The organism is Maridesulfovibrio sp. (genome assembly GCF_965230075.1).
In the GTDB taxonomy this organism is placed as follows: domain Bacteria; phylum Desulfobacterota; class Desulfovibrionia; order Desulfovibrionales; family Desulfovibrionaceae; genus Maridesulfovibrio.
Map to the genome: position 1 here is coordinate 446,496 of NZ_OZ245945.1, position 16,335 is coordinate 462,830.

A 16,335-nucleotide genomic window follows, 5' to 3' on the forward strand; every position below is an offset into this window, starting at 1 on the left:
CGGGCTTCCTTTTTATTTTGTCGGGCAGCAATTACATGTCCCTTCCGGCAGGGTAATAATGAACTTAGTCCCTTTGCCGCGTGTGCTTTTTACTTCCATCGTCCCTTTGTGCTGCTCAGTGATGATGAAGTAGGAGATAGATAAGCCCAGTCCTGTCCCATGGCCGACATCTTTGGATGTGTAGAAAGGCTCGAATACTTTTTTCAGTTTATCCTGCGCAATTCCGGGGCCATTGTCTTCCACCTCTATGAAAACCAAGTGCCTGCCGTTTCTTACCCGTAAGTGTAATTGTGGGAAGCTCTTTTCTGAATATTCTTTTTCGGCCATGGCTTCACATGCATTTTTTATCAAATTCATAATCACCTGTTGTATCTCGCTGCCGATACAGCATACGGACAGGGGGTGTGGAGTGTAATCCTTATTGATTTTGATTTGATTGAATTTGGCATTGCAGCTGAAACTGAAATCCGAGGCAATAAGCTCGAGGCTTTCATCAATCAAAGTTGTAATCTGGCAGGTATGCATTTTTTTTGAGCCGCCACGGCTGAAATTAAGCATGCTTGATACAATTTTTGAGGCCCGTTCTCCGGCATCGGATATGGAGCTGATCATGCGCAGGATATCTCTCTTGCGCATATATTCCCGCATGGCTTCCAAATCCGCGTTGCATTCCTCTGCAGTGTGCAGGTTTCGCGGGGTGTCCTTGAATATCCGGTTGGTGATATTCTGGCAGGCACCAAGTATGGCTGATAGCGGGTTGTTGATTTCATGGGCTATCCCGGCAGCCATCGCGCCCAGTGAACTCATTTTTTCATTTTGCACAAGCAGTTCAAGTGTCTGAATCCTATGGGAGATGTCACGGGCTACCCCAAGATAGAAGATTTGTCCTTCATCTTCAAAAACACAGGCGACCACTTCTACGGGAAAGGTGGTGCCGTCTTTGCGTTTGTGTCTGCTTTCCAGTGCAAACCTTTGATCATGGGAAGCATTGGCAATGGTTTTGCTCCATTCTTCTAGATCAACATTAGGGTTTAGGTCTGCCATGGTCAGCTCGCTGAACTCATATTTGCCGTAACCGAGAACTTCTTGTGCTGCTTCATTTGTATCCACAATCTGTCCATCCGAATTTACCAGATAGATAGGATCGGCAATGTTTTCGAGCAGCCTTCTATAGTCCTGCTGGCTCTTTTGCACGGAACGATCATATTTATCGACCAGAAGGTATATTATTGCGGCACTGATCAGGACATAAAACCAGCCTTTAAAAATTTGGATCTGGTTAATCAGTTCCGTATCACGCACGAGAAGGGTCAGAAGCTTATCTGAGAATAAAATCCAGAAAAAACCGAATAGGGCATATATAGCCGCGACAAACAGGGCAATGTGTGGACGTTTATCTTTGTGTTTTGCCATTGTATCCTGTCCAAGGTGTTTGAAGAGTGAGACCGAGCACTAGTGCTGGTAGTCCACCATATCACGCCCTGTCAGGTGAGTACAGATATGAACAGGATTGTGTAGTCGATCTTTAATCCCCCTTCCTATTGAAGTAAGAGGAAAGGGGATTGTTTTTTATATATTTACCCCTTTCATTCCTTCATCGGTGTAGCGATTGCCCTGCACTGTATTGGCGGTGAGGATCGTTTCAATGGCGGTAAGGTCGTCATTGCTCAAATTCACTTGTGTTGCCTCGATATTGGAATCAAGGTTTTTGATTTTTGTGGTTCCGGGAATGGGTACGATGTTTTCACCCTGCGCGCAGACCCATGCCAGTGAGAGCTGGGCCAGAGTGCATCCCTTATCCTCTGCTATCCGGGCAAGGGAGTCAGCGATGGTTTTGTTGCTGTCATAGGCTTCGCCCTGAAAGCGGGGCAGCATATTTCTGAAGTCGCTTTTATCCTCGGATGGTTTCCAATTGCTGAGCAATCCCCGGCAGATAGGGCTGTAGGGAACAAAGCTTATTCCCAGCCCGTTGGTCAGGTCTAGTATTTCCGTTTCCGGATCCCGGGTGAGCATGGAATATTCTGATTGCAGGGCTGAGAGCGGATGGACCGCATGCGCACGGCGGATGGTTTCCGCAGAAGCCTCAGATATTCCGATGGCCCTGATTTTACCTTCCTCCATCAGTCTGGACATTTCACTGATGGTTTCTTCAATGGGCGTGTTTTTGTCCACGCGATGGATATAGTAGAGGTCGATGTAGTCTGTTTCCAGCCGACGCAGGCTTTCATGGCAGGATTTGCGTACATATTCGGGCTTGCCACTGATTGTCCGGGCGTATTCGCCGTTCTCGCGGACAATGCCGAATTTGGTGGCGATCACCGCCTCTTCCCGGCGCGTATTAAGGGCTTTTGCCAGTAGTTTCTCATTATGTCCCCCGCCATACATGTCAGCGGTATCAAAGAAGTTTACACCCTGATCAAGGGCGTGGAGGATTAATTCGCAGCCCTGCTTTTCTGATATGGGCTGGCCGTAAAATTCACTTAAACCCATGCAGCCTAGGCCGATCGGTGAAATTTTAATATCGCTGTTGCCGAGTGTTTTTAAAGTCATTCTTCCAGACATATTTATCTCCGGTTATTAGGTGTTGGTGGATTGGGTATTAATATTTCCGGGCAATAAATATGTCGAATATATCTTTTGGATCAGAGTAATATCTGATAGATATTATTGATGGAAACAAGACAGCTTAGATATTTTTTGGCCGTGGCAGAAGAGTTGCATTTTGGGCGGGCTGCCAAGCGGCTTCATATTTCACAGCCTCCCTTGAGCCAACAGATCAAGAAGTTCGAGGATGAGCTCGGAGTCAAATTATTTCAGCGCAATAAGCGTTCGGTTGCATTAACTGCGGCAGGAGTTTCCCTGATGCGCGATGTCCCGAACATCTTGCATTCCATTGAGCGGGCCGAAGCAAATTTGCTTGATGCCGCCAGCGGTCAGGGCGGACGTTTTACTTTGGGTTATATAGGGCCTGCTCTTGAAACATCGCTGGCAGATATCATTCGTGAATATAAAGAGCAGTACCCCGCAGTACGGCTGGGATTACAGGAAATGTTCACCAATGAGCAGCTTAAGGCAGTACGCAACGGTGAACTTGATGCCGGAATTGTGCGGTTGTTCCGGCATGATGTTTCAGATCTTGCTTGTGAGTTGTTCCATCGTGAATCATACGCTTTGGTTGTCCCTGAGGACCATCTCCTTGCTGAAAGGGAAGGGGTGGATGTTTCGGATCTTTCCGGAGAGCAGTTCATTTTTTTTCCTCGTGAAGAACAGCCCCGGCTGTATGATGAATGGATGAAGGTTTTTGCCGAAGCCGGGTTTGTGCCGGATGTGGTGCAGGAGGCTGCCCGTAAAAGTGCTACTGTTGCACTTGTTGCTGCAAATATGGGCATTGGCATTGTCCCGGAAAGCATGGCCCGTAGAAGGCCGCATGGAGTTGTATTCAAGAGGTTGAGCGGGGATTTTCCAGTTATTGAACTACATTTGATTCATAGGAAGGAGAGCAGTTTCCCGGCAGTCAGTAATTTCATTGATGCCGTCCGGAAAAATTGGAGAAACCGGGAGCAGGGAAAAAATTGAGAGTGATATTTGCCTTCAGGCTTTGCACTGTTGTTATGAGAGGTATAAATTATAGCTGAACAGTGAAAAATAGGAGGTCATTATGGCTCTTGGAAGAATAGTAATTTTCGCAGCCGGTGCAGCAGCCGGGGTTCTGGCAGGTTATGCTTTGAAGTCTGAAAAAGTCCGTCCCGCAGCAGTGTGCACTGTTAAAGCCGGATTGAAGGCTAAGGACTGGACCGTCAAGCAGTATGAGGGGATCAAGGAAGATGTGAAGTCGTTGGCCGAACAGGCTCGCGAAAAAGGAAGTTCCCTTGTCTCCAAGGATGCAAAAGAAACAGCGGAGGAAACAGCATGAGTACATTAGCCAGACTGGCTCTCTTCGGAGCGATCGGTACACTTTTGTTTTTGCCTCTGGTAGTTAAACGTAAACATCGTCACCGCCATCGCCACGGTAGCCCAGTACTTGTACGTGCTGGCGGGAGCGGCGGTAAGAAAGGCCGCAAGTAGCTTACGGCCTTGAGTGCTTATTAACAGTAAGACCTGCTTTTGATAAAGGCAGGTCTTTTTATTTGTTGTGCTTATTCCATGCTGGCGCGGATCATGTCCGCTACACTGCGTTTAAGTTCGCGCAGTGGCCTGATGCTGGCAACGGGGCAGTACAGGCAGCTTTCGTCTGTTATTTTTCCGGTGATCAGTTGTTTCCGCAAATCTGTATACTCTGCGCTATGCATGGCTTTCCTGATTGATGTCTCGCCATTTGTCCGCCCCATTTTCTGGCTTCGCATAAAACATGAATGAACATCCCCGCTAGGCATAAGGTAAGGTGAGTCCCATGGGAGCATGCAAAATCTGGTCTCTCCCGGTCCGGGGACTTTTGTTCTTGTTCGCTCTCCATTTCGGAGCGGGATCACAGCAATATCCAACTTAACTCCGAATTCATCCTCGGCTTTGTCGCTAGCCAATGCGTGCTTTACCATTTCATCCCATGCAGGGAGAAGGTTCAGGGTGATTCCCTTTTGTTCTGCCAGTTCACGGGCTTTGTTAATCTGTTCGACAGTCCTGCTGAAAGATTCGTTTCTGAGCTTGAACACATTGTTCTTAAAGTCCATGCAGTTAATCTGTGTAACACCGGATGATTCGGCTTGCTTTAATATGTCCGGCAGTCGGGAGGCAATAGTTTCGTTAAGATTGCAGGTCCACTGGATTTCCGGTCCGCTCTGTCCTTTTGAGCTGGCAGCAGCACAAATTTGTTTCGTTTTCAGGCTCAGAGATTCTCCTCTGTTTTCGCAATCACTAGCTGAGCTGATAATTTGCAGATTGCTGTAGTTGCTCCATTTACGGCAGACTTCGCCGCTTAGTTCCACTTCAATGTTTATGCAGGCGGAAGTTATGCCGAGCGGCGGAAAACGCAAGTCGTAGTCTGCGAGGATTTTGGGAAATAAGTGCTCTTCTTTTGTGTTTTGGAAGTTGTTTATCTTGTGAACAATCTCTAACGCCTGCTGCGCAGTTTTCTCCCATCTGGAAGACTGCTTGCCGTTATGGACCCGGATTTCATGTTCCATAAAATAGCGGTGAAAACTGTCGGCATAATCTTCCATCCATGCGGCTACGCAATCAACACTGAATGGTGTATCCAGTTCAATTGTCCTTACATCCCGTTTGCTCATATCAAAGCCGATCATTTCATCAGAGTCGGAAACGATGTATGCACTTTCAATATCTTCACATATTTTGCGAACGCAATCATCATCAATGGTTCCGTGAAAATCGTTCAGTATCTCAGGGTGGATCATTATGGGATGCAGATGGAAATTATGGGCAAGAATTCCCTCACCGGGTATTTCCCATAGTAGTTGTGAGGTCCAGCCGTTGTATTTTTCCGATCCAATGACGGCGTTGCGAACATCCGGGTGCAGGTTGGCAATTGCCATATCTACCATGTCCCGTGCAGGTATGGGGGCTTCCACCCGGCCTTTATTGAAAAAGCGGTCTCGCATGAGTGGGCGGAAATCTTCCTTGGTCACTCGCATGGTACCGATCATGATTGCCTTGTAGCCTTCCTTTGTTCGCCGATAGAGGTTGCGGAAGGTTGATTCCGAGAAAACAGCATCAGGAGCGAGAATAACAGCCCGTGCTCCTTCCGCGTTGGCTTTGCGCAGTGCGTGCTTGTGGCTTTGAATCATGTAGTCGTACTTGTTGGCTTCGTCCATTAAATCGAAATCAACAGTGTAGATCCGCACATCCATGATTCGGATCAGTTCTTTGTAAGCCGGGGATTGCTTGATGATATGGACATCTTCGGGAGTGGTGTAAATGATGTAGACCGAACGGGCTTCTGTATTGAGAACTTCAATGTTATTCGGCCCCAGCTGTGTGGGCAGGACGTCGTCTGCAAACAAGGTGGTGAACTCTTCGCCGAAAACAGTGATGACCACATGGAAAAAAATGTCTTCTTTCCGGCGCAGGACGCTGCTGTCCATATGTGTTTCACAGGGAAAAGAGTCCATATCGGAGGAGTTGTATGCGTGTTGCAGGAATTGTTTCTTAGCATTTTCATTTCCCGGCTCAAGCTCAAGGGCGTGGGTAAGCATTTCCCCTGCCTGATGCTGCATATCCTGTGCATTGAAAACAGCGGCGATTGTCAGTGAAGTTTCAAGGTCAGGCTTTGCTGTATCCAGATACCGCTCAAAATATTTTACTGCCGTTTTCGGGCGATCGCATTCCAAGGCCAGTTCTGCAGCCATCTTAAGGGCCTGAGTGTTTTCCTGCTCGACCTTGAGTATTCTTTTGATGGCGATTTCAGCTTCTATGTATTTTTTATCAGCCATAAATGTGGCTGCATTTTCAATAAGTTCGGCAATGCCCATCTCTGCTCCGTCATAGGGATTGAAAGTTTAGTTGTCCGGGATGATGAAATTAATTTGGGGGTAGCAATCGTTCAGTCTGCGCGCAATACGTTTGCCCAGATCATTGTTGAAACCCATGACAACCGCAGCGTTTTGCGGAATGTTCTCAGGTCCGATAATTGGCCTGCCCATGTGAGTCCGGCTTTGTTTGGAAGGGTCCTCATCAACAAAAAATGTGGTTTCTTCAAGAGATGCTGCCAACCATGTCCCAGCTACGGCGGTGCCGAAGATACCTATTTCCTGTCTTGATGCAGCCTGCTTTGCTTTTCTGGTTAGTTGCTCCAGCCAATTCAGGGCAGATACTATGCTTTTTATATTGTTTTCTATTTGGACCGGAGGCTGTTGCGATGTGCTTTTGCAAGCCGCAATGCCGATCTCCTTGGCCAGCCACGGGTCGGTTTTTGCGGTGACTTGCAAACCGGCCTCTGCCGCAAGAAATTTCAGCGTCTCCGGGGTGAAGTGGGAGCAGTGGTCGCAAACCATAAGGTCAAAAGGATTATCTTCGAACGAGGAGGTATGGATCACGATCTGTCCGTCTTCGTGTAGCAATCCGACCAGCTGCTTGAGTACCGCGACCGGATCGGTCAGGTGTTCGATGACGTAGGTCATGGTGATCAGGTCGAACTTGCGTTCTATGGAATCCAATTTACCGGAATAGAACCCCTGCACTCCGGGAAGGTGCAGGATTTCTTCGCGCTGCTCTGATTGCTCGTGTCCGTATAATTTCCACTTGGGCCGGCGCAGGTTGAACTGCTGCAACAGGCTGCCGTTGCCGCAGCCCACATCAAGGATAGCCCCTTCATCCGGTAGGGCAAGCGTGGAGATAAGACCATCCAGCAAAATTCCACTGCGGGGTGTGGCTTTGCCCTTATCATCAAATATGAGCGGTTCGCTGCCTGCACTCAAGGGGTACATTTCATAGCCGGAGTATATTTTGTTGATGTCTTTGTACCATTGAGGGGAAAGCTTTTTCTGGACGTGTCCGCACTCCTTGCAGAGCGTGAACTCACCTGAGCGCAGCCAAGGCTTGCAGTCCGAAGTAATGCCGGGGAAGTCTGTATACTCTTCAAAATAGTGCAAGGTAGTTCTTCCGCAGAGCAGGCAACGGGGCTGGATGAGTTTTTTAATGACCTGATCGGCAGCTGGAAATTTAAATTGGATGAACTTTTCAGTGCTGCTGGAATCAAGACCGCAATGTTCCGGGCAGAAGTCCAGAATTCCCTTACAACTGGTCGGGCTGATCAGTTTGCAATCAAATCCGGCCTGTACACAAAGATTACGGGCGAATTCAAGGTAACTGATTTCCTGCGGTCCGGAACAATGACAGATACCGCTACCCCCATTTTCCATAATCCGGCAGCAGGCAATAGCTGCATCCTCGAAAAGGACCGGGGCAATGGTCAAGTCGCTGAATGGGGTTATTTCTTTCTCGGCGGCAAGGCTTCTAAGCCAGTCCGCAATGAGTGGGGTGTCGCGGTCCAGAATTTTGGTCAGCCGCACGACAGCTGTTTGGTCCGGGTACTGGCGCAGAAATTTTTCCACTTCTGCTTTTTGTCGACCATATTCAGTCGCCGGTGTGGGGGTAGTTTCCGGTGTAGGGAAAGACATTTTTCCATCGAAAACAGCAGTGCTGGATGGAAAAAGAATTTTCGTGCCCCGTTTAAGGAGTGTACTGCAAAGTTCGATAGTCCGCTCTACGTTGACCAAGCGAGATTCATGATCCCCAGCGCATTCTTTATAGCCGGATATTCCGGCAGTAAACACGGCCCAATCTGTATCTGGTAGAAAAGTGAACTCTTGTTCATTTAACAGGTCAAGATGAATCAGGTCCGGATTTTTGCGCGATGTTTGGAATAGCTCATGCCCGAATTCTTTGGCCTGCCGTGCAATTGCGCTGCCCAGTGCTCCGTCACCGATAACCAGAATTTTCATTAATTTCCGCCTTGCTTAAACAAAGGGCAGGTGGTCTGGATTTGCATTTAAATAGTCGTGGATGAGCATGTTCTTATTGTTGGAAACACAGTGGTGATTGCAATCCTTGGACGGGTTTATTTTGAAGAACTTATCCCGGTTGTTGAACCAGAAATCCTTGAAGCGCACATCCTTGATGGAGCCCAGTACTCCACAATCAAGGTTGTAGGCTTTGTCCTGACATGAGTAGACCCGCTGGTCTGCCGCGATGATCGGCAGGATTTGCTGGTATGGACACCACTGGTAGGATTTGTCGAATTTTTCATCCAATTCGTGGTAGGCGTCAAAAATTTCAAAACCGTCTGATTGCAGCTCTTCTTTGGCACGCTGGGTCTGTTCTTTAATGCGCCCGAAAACAGGTGCATGGTAACGGTTGTTTTCGTGACCGTCGTTGCTGACCACGCAGCCTGAAAATTTGATACTGTCCACACCCACATCCTTGAGCTTTTGGCCCATCTCAAATACGTGGTCGGCATTATCGCGGTTGATGACGTAACTGATACCCAGAAAGCATTTCCCGTTCAATTTCTTGAAGTTCTCAATATTGTTCATGATCTTGGAAAATTCATTCTCGTCAACAGAGCGGAAGCGGGAGTAGCTGGGGCCGTCCCAGCCGTCCATGGAAATCCTGATCCAAGTGCCCATGGAAGAAAACACTTCGGCAACTTCCCCGTGTAGTAATCCCCCGTTAGTCAGGGTGGCTATGCTTACTCCGCCTTCGGCTAGAGTCCGGGCAGTTGTAGCCAGTTGCGGATAGCAGAGCGGTTCCCCGCCGCCGCTGAAAGTTACTGCTTTGACGTCCATATCAATGCAGTCGTCTACGATTTCTTTCATCTTAGTCGCCGGGATACGGTCGGCAATGGACATATCCTGTCCCAATTGCAAGTTGGGGTTTCGGTAGGCACAGTAGGAGCAGCTATGGTTGCAAGCGTTGGTAGGCTTGATGCGGATATGCAAAGGAGCTTCGGTTCGCTCCGATTCAGGTGGCAGGGAGTCCAGTTTATGCTGGTAATGGAAAATTTTCAGATTGGTATAGAGCTGCATACTTTCCTCGTTTATTCAAAGTAGATGAATTCGTAGTCGCCTGTGTACTTAAATTCTTCGAAAAGCCATTCCCACTCATCTTTACTGAAAAAAGATTCACAGGTCAGTGCCCAGCATTGGAGGTTAAACAATTCCTGCTCGTTGCGGAAGCTTTCAACGCAAATATATTTATCCCGGCCAACCCGCTCCACTTCTGCAAGTGCTTTCTTGAGATTAAAAACGGGCAGGTTGTGCAGGGAGTTTACTGAGATTACCAGATCGAATTCCCCGTCTGCATAGGGAAACGGTTCTTCGGCCCGGTGCATGAACAGGTTGTCCCTGATCTCGTCTTTGGCTTCGTTTAATCCGTGGCGGGAAATATCGAATCCATGGACCTCCATGCCCAGCTTATGCAGTTCATAGAGTAGGAAAGCCTTGCCGCAGCCTACATCCAGAATACGTGAACCTTTTTGCAGCCCGTAAGTATTGATCAGCCCTTGGGCCATGGGAGTCCAATACCCCTCAAGATAACGGTAGCCGCCGTAACCAAAGCGGCGGTCGCCGTCCCAGTAATCGAATTCGTATTCCTTGGCCTTGAGCATGCACTGAACTTTGTCATCGACCATGCGTGGCAGGTATTCGCGTTTGGTGGATGTATGCAGCGGAGTGATTAGATTTAATAGGTTTTCCATTTTATTATGATGCGCTACGCGCTTTTGGATTAAATAATTTTGCCTCCGGCGGCTTAACCCCTTTTGCAAAAGGGGTTAAGAATCCCAAAACCTTTTGGTGTGGCTTCGCCAAAGCGAGGGCAAAGTATCTAGAATAGTTTTTGGGCTTCTTTGACGATATTCTCCGCAGTCAACCCGTTGTGGGCGAAGTGCTCCAGCTGCGAACCGTAGTTTTCGCTGAATGAGTCCGGCAAGCCGATCCGTTTCATGCGTAGCGGATTGGGCAGGCATGCTTCGGCTAAGATCTCAGCTACCGCGCTGCCAAGGCCGCCGAGGATTGTGTTTTCCTCTAAGGTGATGATTGCCCGTGTTTTCCGCGCCCGGGAGATGATCGTTTCGCTGTCCAGCGGTTTGATGGTCGGCAGGTGCAGGAGGGAGGCTTCAATCCCGGACTCGGCCAACAATTTCTCGGCCTGCTTCATTGTTCCCAGCATGACCCCGCAGCCGATCAGCAGCACATCCCTACCTTCGCTGTAAGGGTAGGCTTTGCCGATTTCAAAGGACGTCTCTTTGGTGACGATGGGGTCGTACCCCTTGGCAAGGCGGATGAATATCGGTCCCTTATGATCAAGGGTCTGGGGCATTAGCCGGTTCATTTCCTCGGCATCAGCCGGGGCAAGCACGGTCAGGTTGGGGATGGTCCGCAGGATAGAAAGATCTTCGGTCGCCCAGTGGGTGGGACCCAGCGGAGCATACACCAGCCCTCCGCCGTTGCCGATGAAGCGAACATTCAGGTTATGCATGCAGGCATCGAGCAGCAATTGCTCGTAACAGCGGCGGGTCAGAAAACTCTGGATGGTATTCACGTAAACGACTTTGCCCTCATGGGCCATTCCGCAGGCCATGCCCACGGTGTGCGCTTCGGCAATACCTTCCATGAAAAAACGTTCAGGCATCTCTTCTTGGAAATGAGAAAGGGTTCCCGCACCGAGGTCAGACCCCATGAAGACTACACGCTTATCCTTTTTCGCCAGTTGATAGACCTGTTCCAGACAAGCTTTACGCATGGTAATCCTCGATGCTTTTAATGATCATGGCGTGGTCTTCGGCGGACATTTTTGTTTTGTGGTGCCAAGTTGGATTGTTCTCAGCAATAGGCAGTCCCTTGCCTTTGACAGTATGGCAGATGATCATCGAGGGCTTGTCTTCTGCTAGGGGCAGGGCTTTGAAAGCCTGTTCCAAAGCGGAAACATCGTGTCCGTCCACTTCGCGCACTGCGAATCCGAAACTTTTCCATTTGTCGGCAAAGGGTTCCAGCCCGGAAATTTCTTCGGTAGGGCCGTATGATTGCAGTTTGTTGTAATCTATGATCGCAGTCAGGTTGGAGAGCTTTTGGCGGGCTGCACTCATGGCTGCTTCCCAGACCGATCCTTCACCGCATTCCCCGTCACCGAGGACAGTGAAAACGCGGCTTTTCGATTTGTCGATCCTAAGGGCTGCGGCAACTCCCACCGCAAAGGGCAAACCGTGTCCCAAGCTCCCGGTGGCGAATTCCACTCCCGGTGTCTTGGTTGTGGGGTGACCGCCCAACAGTCCGTCAAAAGAGCAGAAACTGAAAAGTTCATCCTCGCTGATAAATTCTTTTTCGGCCAGCAAGACATATAGGGCCAGACAGCCGTGTCCCTTGCTGAGTATGAAGCGGTCTCTTTCCGGTAGTTGCGGGTTGGCGGGATCATATTTCAAAACCGAATCATACAGCACGCGCAACATCTCCACCAAAGACATGGACGGCCCGACATGACCGCGTCCGGCATGGTGGAGTACGTCCACTATTTTTTTTCTGAGTTTTTTAGAGCGCTGGTCCAAGTTTCTTCTCCAAATTATTAGTTCCGCAGATTTAACGTGCGGAGTATCTTCTGGTCTTTATTAAGGAAATTTTCCGCCTTTTCAAGCTGTTCCCTGCGCAGTGCATGGTGCGGGCCAATATCCCCACCGGCAAACTCCCGTCGTTCAAGGTGCTGGTTTAGGAATTCATTGAGAAGAATCATACACCACTTTAAACGGAATAAAGGAAGGTAGGTTTTAAAGCGCGAGATGAACTGCTCATCCTTTTTAAAAATATCTTTCATACCAGAGAAAAATATTTCCAATTGCTGGCTGTTCAAATCCATGGCCGGATGGAGCAAAAAGTCTGAGGTTGCTTTTACCGGATCATCCCAACCGAAATATTCAAAATCCAGAAAAGTGAACTTGCTGTCACTTTTCGTCATGTTATGAAATCCAAAGTCCGAGGGGCTGAGGGTCCGGTATTTTGGGGGCAGTTCCTCATACCATTTCTTACTGGGGAAATGCTGCTTTGCGCCAGCTATACTTTTGGCAAATTCCGGCAGGAATTTATCTTCCAGAAAAGAATGCATGCGTTGATAGAGTTCGTCTTCGCTCGGTAGGATTTGCAGTTTGGCGAGTCGTTGATTGATGTTTTCTACCAGTTCAGCAGGGGAGAAGCAGGCTTCTGCTGCGCGGGGCAGAGTGGAGCCGTCTTCTTGTCTGGAAATATCTTTGAGTTTGGCGAGAAATGTAAGGATAGCCTGAATGGCCTGATCCGTTCCTGTCTCAAGTGGATTGCCGTGAATAAATGAATAGACTGCGCCCTGTACGGAATCATCAAATCCCAGCGGGAGGGGGATATTGGTGATACCGGACCTGCTCATGAATTTAAGGGCAGTCCATTCCTGTTTAAGTCGACTGCGTCCGTCCGCTGTAGGTTGCAGGTAGAATTTTACCAGCCGAGTTTTTCCTGATTCACAATCCACCCGGAAAACTCGGCTGTTGCGTCCGGCATGGATACGTGTGGCAGAGACTGGATTCTCACTAGTCAAACGGAGGACAAGTGCGGAGGGATCAGAATTTTCCATTCTTTATCCCCGCAAAAATAAAATTGCTGATTAATGCAAAATCGCTAAACACTTTTAGGCCGGGAAAATCGGCATCAGTATCAGTAGAGAAGAGGATTTTGGCGGTCTGTTCCGGGAAATCTGGTTCGCTGAACAGTTCTTTGAGATCATCAATGAAAATTGAACATTCTAATTTGCGGATGGTTGCGATTTTTTCCGCTCGTGTGGGTAGGAAGAACACATCATCTTCAGTCAGGCCCAACCCGGATTGCGTAAAGAAATTTTGTTGATCTAAGAATTCCATAGCCGCCGCCCTTAAATCAACTTTGCTGCCACCGTAATTGGGGTAGCGGGTCTTGTGGCTGATGATTTTAAATTTGATTCCCTGTGCCTTAAGACCCAGCAGAAAATCCCACACTCCGGGCATGAGTTCCGCCCGCTGGATGTGCGTTCCGTAAATGGCAATTTGCAATTTCTGCCATTCAATTTCGCTGTGTGCGGCACGGACCTGATCACGAATAATCCGTTTGACTTTCGGGGTGTCGGTGAAAATCAGACCACGCTGCACAGCAATACCATGCAACGCATTGTCATAGCATATGATAGTGTTATCAAGGTCGATTCCAACAAGCATAACCCAAACCTCTAATAGGGATTCCAAAGGGGATTATCACCTTTCCCTGCCTTAAATAAAATTTACATGATCGCCGGGATTTTTAAGCTCCCAGAGATACGCGTTGATTTTGTCCATGCGGCAGTTGACGCGGCACTGCTGCGGGTCAAGATTTTCGGCACACCATTTGAGTGAGGTCGTCCGCTTGGTCCCGGTCCATATTTCTTCAAAGCTGTTTTGGTGAATGTTGCCGTACAGGAAATTGTCATCGTTCAGGTAGATGCTGCAGCCCCAGACATTACCTTTGGCATCAATGTAGGACCAGAAAGGCAGGGCGTTGCAACACTTGTAATTGCGCTCCTGACCGTCCCATATTTTCATGGTTTCACTGCGGAAAATTACATTGAAGCTATCTGTTTTGTAGCTTTGCAATCGTTCTTCAAGTTCGCTGCAATCAGTGTAGCTGATGTCCGTGTATTCAGTGCAAATACTTTGCGGGTGATGGGAGTATGGTTTCACCACCAGATAATCCATGCCCGCGTCCCGGGTAAGTGAGGCAAGGGTTTCCACTTCCTGTTCATTTTCTGGCAAAAGAACCAGTTGCACCCCTAAAGTGCATTGGGAGTGCTGCTTTTCGCGGATATCGGCGGCGGTTTCCAGATTTTTGAGCACGCGCTGGAAATCACTCTCCTTCGTGCCATGGATGCGGGCGTAGGTTTGAGCTGTCCCGGCATTGAGGCTGACCTTGATCCAACTGGTGCAGGGCAGGATTGCGGTGGATTTTTCTTTGTTCAGCAGCACGGCGTTGCTGGTCAAGGCCACGTCGATTCCGGCATCCTTGGTGGTTTGGATAATCCGGGCCATGTCCTTGTGCAGTAGGGGCTCGCCTTCTCCTGCATACATAATACTTTTGACTCCCAGACGCCCCATTTCAGCGAGTCTCGCGCTGAGAGTTTCCGTGTCGAGGAAATCCGGTTTGTATCCGGCAAAGTCGAGGCCGCAGAATTTACAGCGGTGATTGCAGGCCCCGGCAGGACTCAACTCCATGTATACGGGGTAAATGTTTTTCCCTTCCATCCAATCAGCCACCCGTCGTGGGTGCAAATGCATTTTGTGGGAATCTATACGGAAATTATCGCTCATGAAATATCCTTATGCCGGAGGGATGGAAACGGAATCCATCCAGTAATGGAGAATGCAGGAATGTCCGGTTTCAGCCATGCCGTAGGTGTTTGCAGGCAGCCAGAAATTTATGTCGCCCATGGAGCGGAGATTGTTTTCTGCGGACATGGCGCTGAGGGTAACCACAGAGGCCCCCGTTTCAGCGGCAAAACGGCAGGCATTGAGCACGTTGGGCGAGTTTCCGGAGCTGCTGATGGCAACCAGCATGTCATCCGGGGTCAGCCTGCGTTTGAGCGGCTCCACAAAGACCTGATCATATGAAATATCGTTGGCAAGGGCGGTAATAAGTGCCAGATCGGTAAAAACCTGCGTGTGCACATGGGCATTTTTTGCAAGGTCGGCGGAAAAATGGCTGGCCATGGATGCGCTGGCTCCGTTGCCGATCAGATAAATAATCTTGCCCTGCTCACGAAGTTGTTCGGTCATATTTTTCCAGACTGAAAAAGCTTCATCGCAACCGTGCTTACAGCAGTCAATCCCGCTCACTTCTATGGAGCTCAGGCAGTTCTGTAATCTTTCCGTGTGCTTATTCCACAAGGTCTTTTCCCGGTGCTTAAAGTTTTGTTGCTGCAGTCCAGAGTTGGGGGATGGTCTGGTTATGAAATCCTCGGACATAAAAACTCCTTCCCCCGTCAGCTACAGTACGGACCAGCATAGTTTTCCATGGTCGGAAATAGTACTGGGCGTCGTTTTTAGGGGCTTCAGTTCCAACCTTTTCGGGCAGATCATGCAAATCGCATACTAATGTGGTAAAATTCCGGATTGCCCCGGCATTGGAGTTTGCAGCAGCATTGCGGACCATGGCCAGGGTCTTGAGGTATATTTCCGGGGCCATAATGGCACTGCCGAAATTCATGACTACCCCGTGTTCAAGTGCTTCCAGCTGGGCGGCAAAAATCAGGAAATCGCGGTAGCTGGCCTCACCGATAACGGCCCCGTCACAATTCGGATGCTCATGAATGATGTCGTAGCCTATTCCGGCATGTACAGTCACCGGGATACCCAGCTCGTAAGCTTTGGCAAAGATACTTATTTCCGCATGGGGTAGTTTGTTTTCGCTGATATACTTCCCTACCGCCTCGCCGAAACCCAGCCCTTGTGCATTGCCCTTGGAAATGATTTCGTTAAGCTGGCCGGTTTCTTGCCAGAGGCCGAACTGACCGTTGGAAATATATGTCGCAACACATTCTGTGGTTTGGCCCAGCAGGGCAAATTCAAAATCGTGGATGACGCAGGCCCCATTAACCGCAATGCAGTTGATCAGCCCTTTTTCCATTAAATCGAAAAGATAACGCTGCATCCCGGAACGGATAACATGCGCTCCAATCATAAGTACCCGGGCACTGCTTTTGTCTCGTGCGGCAGCAAGTTCTTTGGCTACAGCTTCAAGGGAAGGATGAACTTCCGCACACGGTTTGAGGGCTTCAATAAGCCCGGTATCGATCAGGCTCTTGCGTTCTGCAAGGGGGAGCACCTTAAGTTTGTTGCGGTCGAATTGGCGGTATTTGCTGCTCATT

General features: G+C 48.9%; 16 protein-coding genes. 3 read left to right on the forward strand and 13 right to left on the reverse strand.

Going from position 1 to position 16,335, the window contains the following annotated elements; all coding sequences use genetic code 11:
• Nucleotides 1–12: 12 nt before the first annotated feature.
• Both ACO05Z_RS01975 and ACO05Z_RS01980 read right to left on the reverse strand, forming a co-directional pair.
• Nucleotides 13–1,413 (reverse strand): two-component system sensor histidine kinase NtrB, encoded by a 1,401-nt coding sequence (locus ACO05Z_RS01975; RefSeq protein WP_421899981.1) that lies wholly within the window; start codon nt 1,411–1,413, stop codon nt 13–15.
• Between the two features lie 156 nt (nt 1,414–1,569).
• Nucleotides 1,570–2,562: an aldo/keto reductase gene (locus ACO05Z_RS01980; RefSeq protein ID WP_421899983.1), complete on the reverse strand. Its 993-nt coding sequence runs from the start codon at nt 2,560–2,562 to the stop codon at nt 1,570–1,572.
• Nucleotides 2,563–2,670: 108 nt separating this feature from the next.
• On the opposite strand from ACO05Z_RS01980, the gene ACO05Z_RS01985 reads away from it, so the two are divergent.
• The 3 genes from ACO05Z_RS01985 (at nt 2,671) to ACO05Z_RS01995 (ending at nt 4,065) form a co-directional block, all read left to right on the forward strand.
• Nucleotides 2,671–3,576 (forward strand): LysR substrate-binding domain-containing protein, encoded by a 906-nt coding sequence (locus ACO05Z_RS01985; protein WP_421899985.1) that lies wholly within the window; start codon nt 2,671–2,673, stop codon nt 3,574–3,576.
• A gap of 82 nt (nt 3,577–3,658) precedes the next feature.
• The gene (locus ACO05Z_RS01990; RefSeq protein ID WP_421899987.1) at nt 3,659–3,913 is read left to right on the forward strand and encodes a hypothetical protein; all 255 of its coding nucleotides are present in this window, start codon (nt 3,659–3,661) and stop codon (nt 3,911–3,913) included.
• The gene (locus tag ACO05Z_RS01995; RefSeq protein ID WP_015850438.1) at nt 3,910–4,065 is read left to right on the forward strand and encodes a hypothetical protein; all 156 of its coding nucleotides are present in this window, start codon (nt 3,910–3,912) and stop codon (nt 4,063–4,065) included. The genes ACO05Z_RS01990 and ACO05Z_RS01995 overlap by 4 nt, the downstream gene beginning before the upstream one ends.
• 71 nt (nt 4,066–4,136) lie before the next feature.
• Here the strand turns inward: ACO05Z_RS01995 and ACO05Z_RS02000 are convergent, their stop codons facing one another.
• The 11 genes from ACO05Z_RS02000 to ACO05Z_RS02050 form a co-directional block, all read right to left on the reverse strand.
• Nucleotides 4,137–6,425 carry a hypothetical protein gene (locus ACO05Z_RS02000; protein WP_421899990.1) on the reverse strand — a complete coding sequence of 763 codons (2,289 nt, stop codon included), beginning with the start codon at nt 6,423–6,425 and terminating at the stop codon, nt 4,137–4,139.
• Between the two features lie 27 nt (nt 6,426–6,452).
• Nucleotides 6,453–8,396, reverse strand: coding sequence for a sugar nucleotide-binding protein (locus tag ACO05Z_RS02005; RefSeq protein ID WP_421899992.1), 1,944 nt, complete (start codon nt 8,394–8,396; stop codon nt 6,453–6,455).
• A gap of 15 nt (nt 8,397–8,411) precedes the next feature.
• On the reverse strand, nt 8,412–9,479 hold the full coding sequence (locus ACO05Z_RS02010) for a radical SAM protein (protein WP_421899994.1): 1,068 nt from the start codon (nt 9,477–9,479) through the stop codon (nt 8,412–8,414).
• A gap of 11 nt (nt 9,480–9,490) precedes the next feature.
• A complete protein-coding gene (locus tag ACO05Z_RS02015) occupies nt 9,491–10,150 on the reverse strand; it encodes a class I SAM-dependent methyltransferase (protein WP_421899996.1) in 660 nt (219 codons plus the stop codon).
• Nucleotides 10,151–10,278: 128 nt separating this feature from the next.
• Nucleotides 10,279–11,196, reverse strand: coding sequence for a transketolase family protein (locus tag ACO05Z_RS02020; protein ID WP_421899998.1), 918 nt, complete (start codon nt 11,194–11,196; stop codon nt 10,279–10,281).
• Nucleotides 11,189–11,995, reverse strand: coding sequence for a transketolase (locus ACO05Z_RS02025; protein ID WP_421900000.1), 807 nt, complete (start codon nt 11,993–11,995; stop codon nt 11,189–11,191). Before ACO05Z_RS02025 ends, ACO05Z_RS02020 begins: the two co-directional genes overlap by 8 nt.
• A 17-nt stretch (nt 11,996–12,012) precedes the next feature.
• Nucleotides 12,013–13,044, reverse strand: coding sequence for a phosphotransferase (locus ACO05Z_RS02030; RefSeq protein WP_421900002.1), 1,032 nt, complete (start codon nt 13,042–13,044; stop codon nt 12,013–12,015).
• Complete coding sequence (locus ACO05Z_RS02035) at nt 13,031–13,657, reverse strand: hypothetical protein (RefSeq protein WP_421900004.1); 627 nt, start codon at nt 13,655–13,657, stop codon at nt 13,031–13,033. The genes ACO05Z_RS02030 and ACO05Z_RS02035 overlap by 14 nt, the downstream gene beginning before the upstream one ends.
• A 51-nt stretch (nt 13,658–13,708) precedes the next feature.
• A complete protein-coding gene (locus ACO05Z_RS02040; protein WP_421900006.1) occupies nt 13,709–14,779 on the reverse strand; it encodes a radical SAM protein in 1,071 nt (356 codons plus the stop codon).
• A 9-nt stretch (nt 14,780–14,788) separates the two neighbouring features.
• A complete protein-coding gene (locus tag ACO05Z_RS02045) occupies nt 14,789–15,433 on the reverse strand; it encodes an SIS domain-containing protein (protein ID WP_421900008.1) in 645 nt (214 codons plus the stop codon).
• Nucleotides 15,372–16,334 (reverse strand): hypothetical protein, encoded by a 963-nt coding sequence (locus ACO05Z_RS02050; protein ID WP_421900010.1) that lies wholly within the window; start codon nt 16,332–16,334, stop codon nt 15,372–15,374. Before ACO05Z_RS02050 ends, ACO05Z_RS02045 begins: the two co-directional genes overlap by 62 nt.
• Nucleotide 16,335 lies beyond the last annotated feature (1 nt).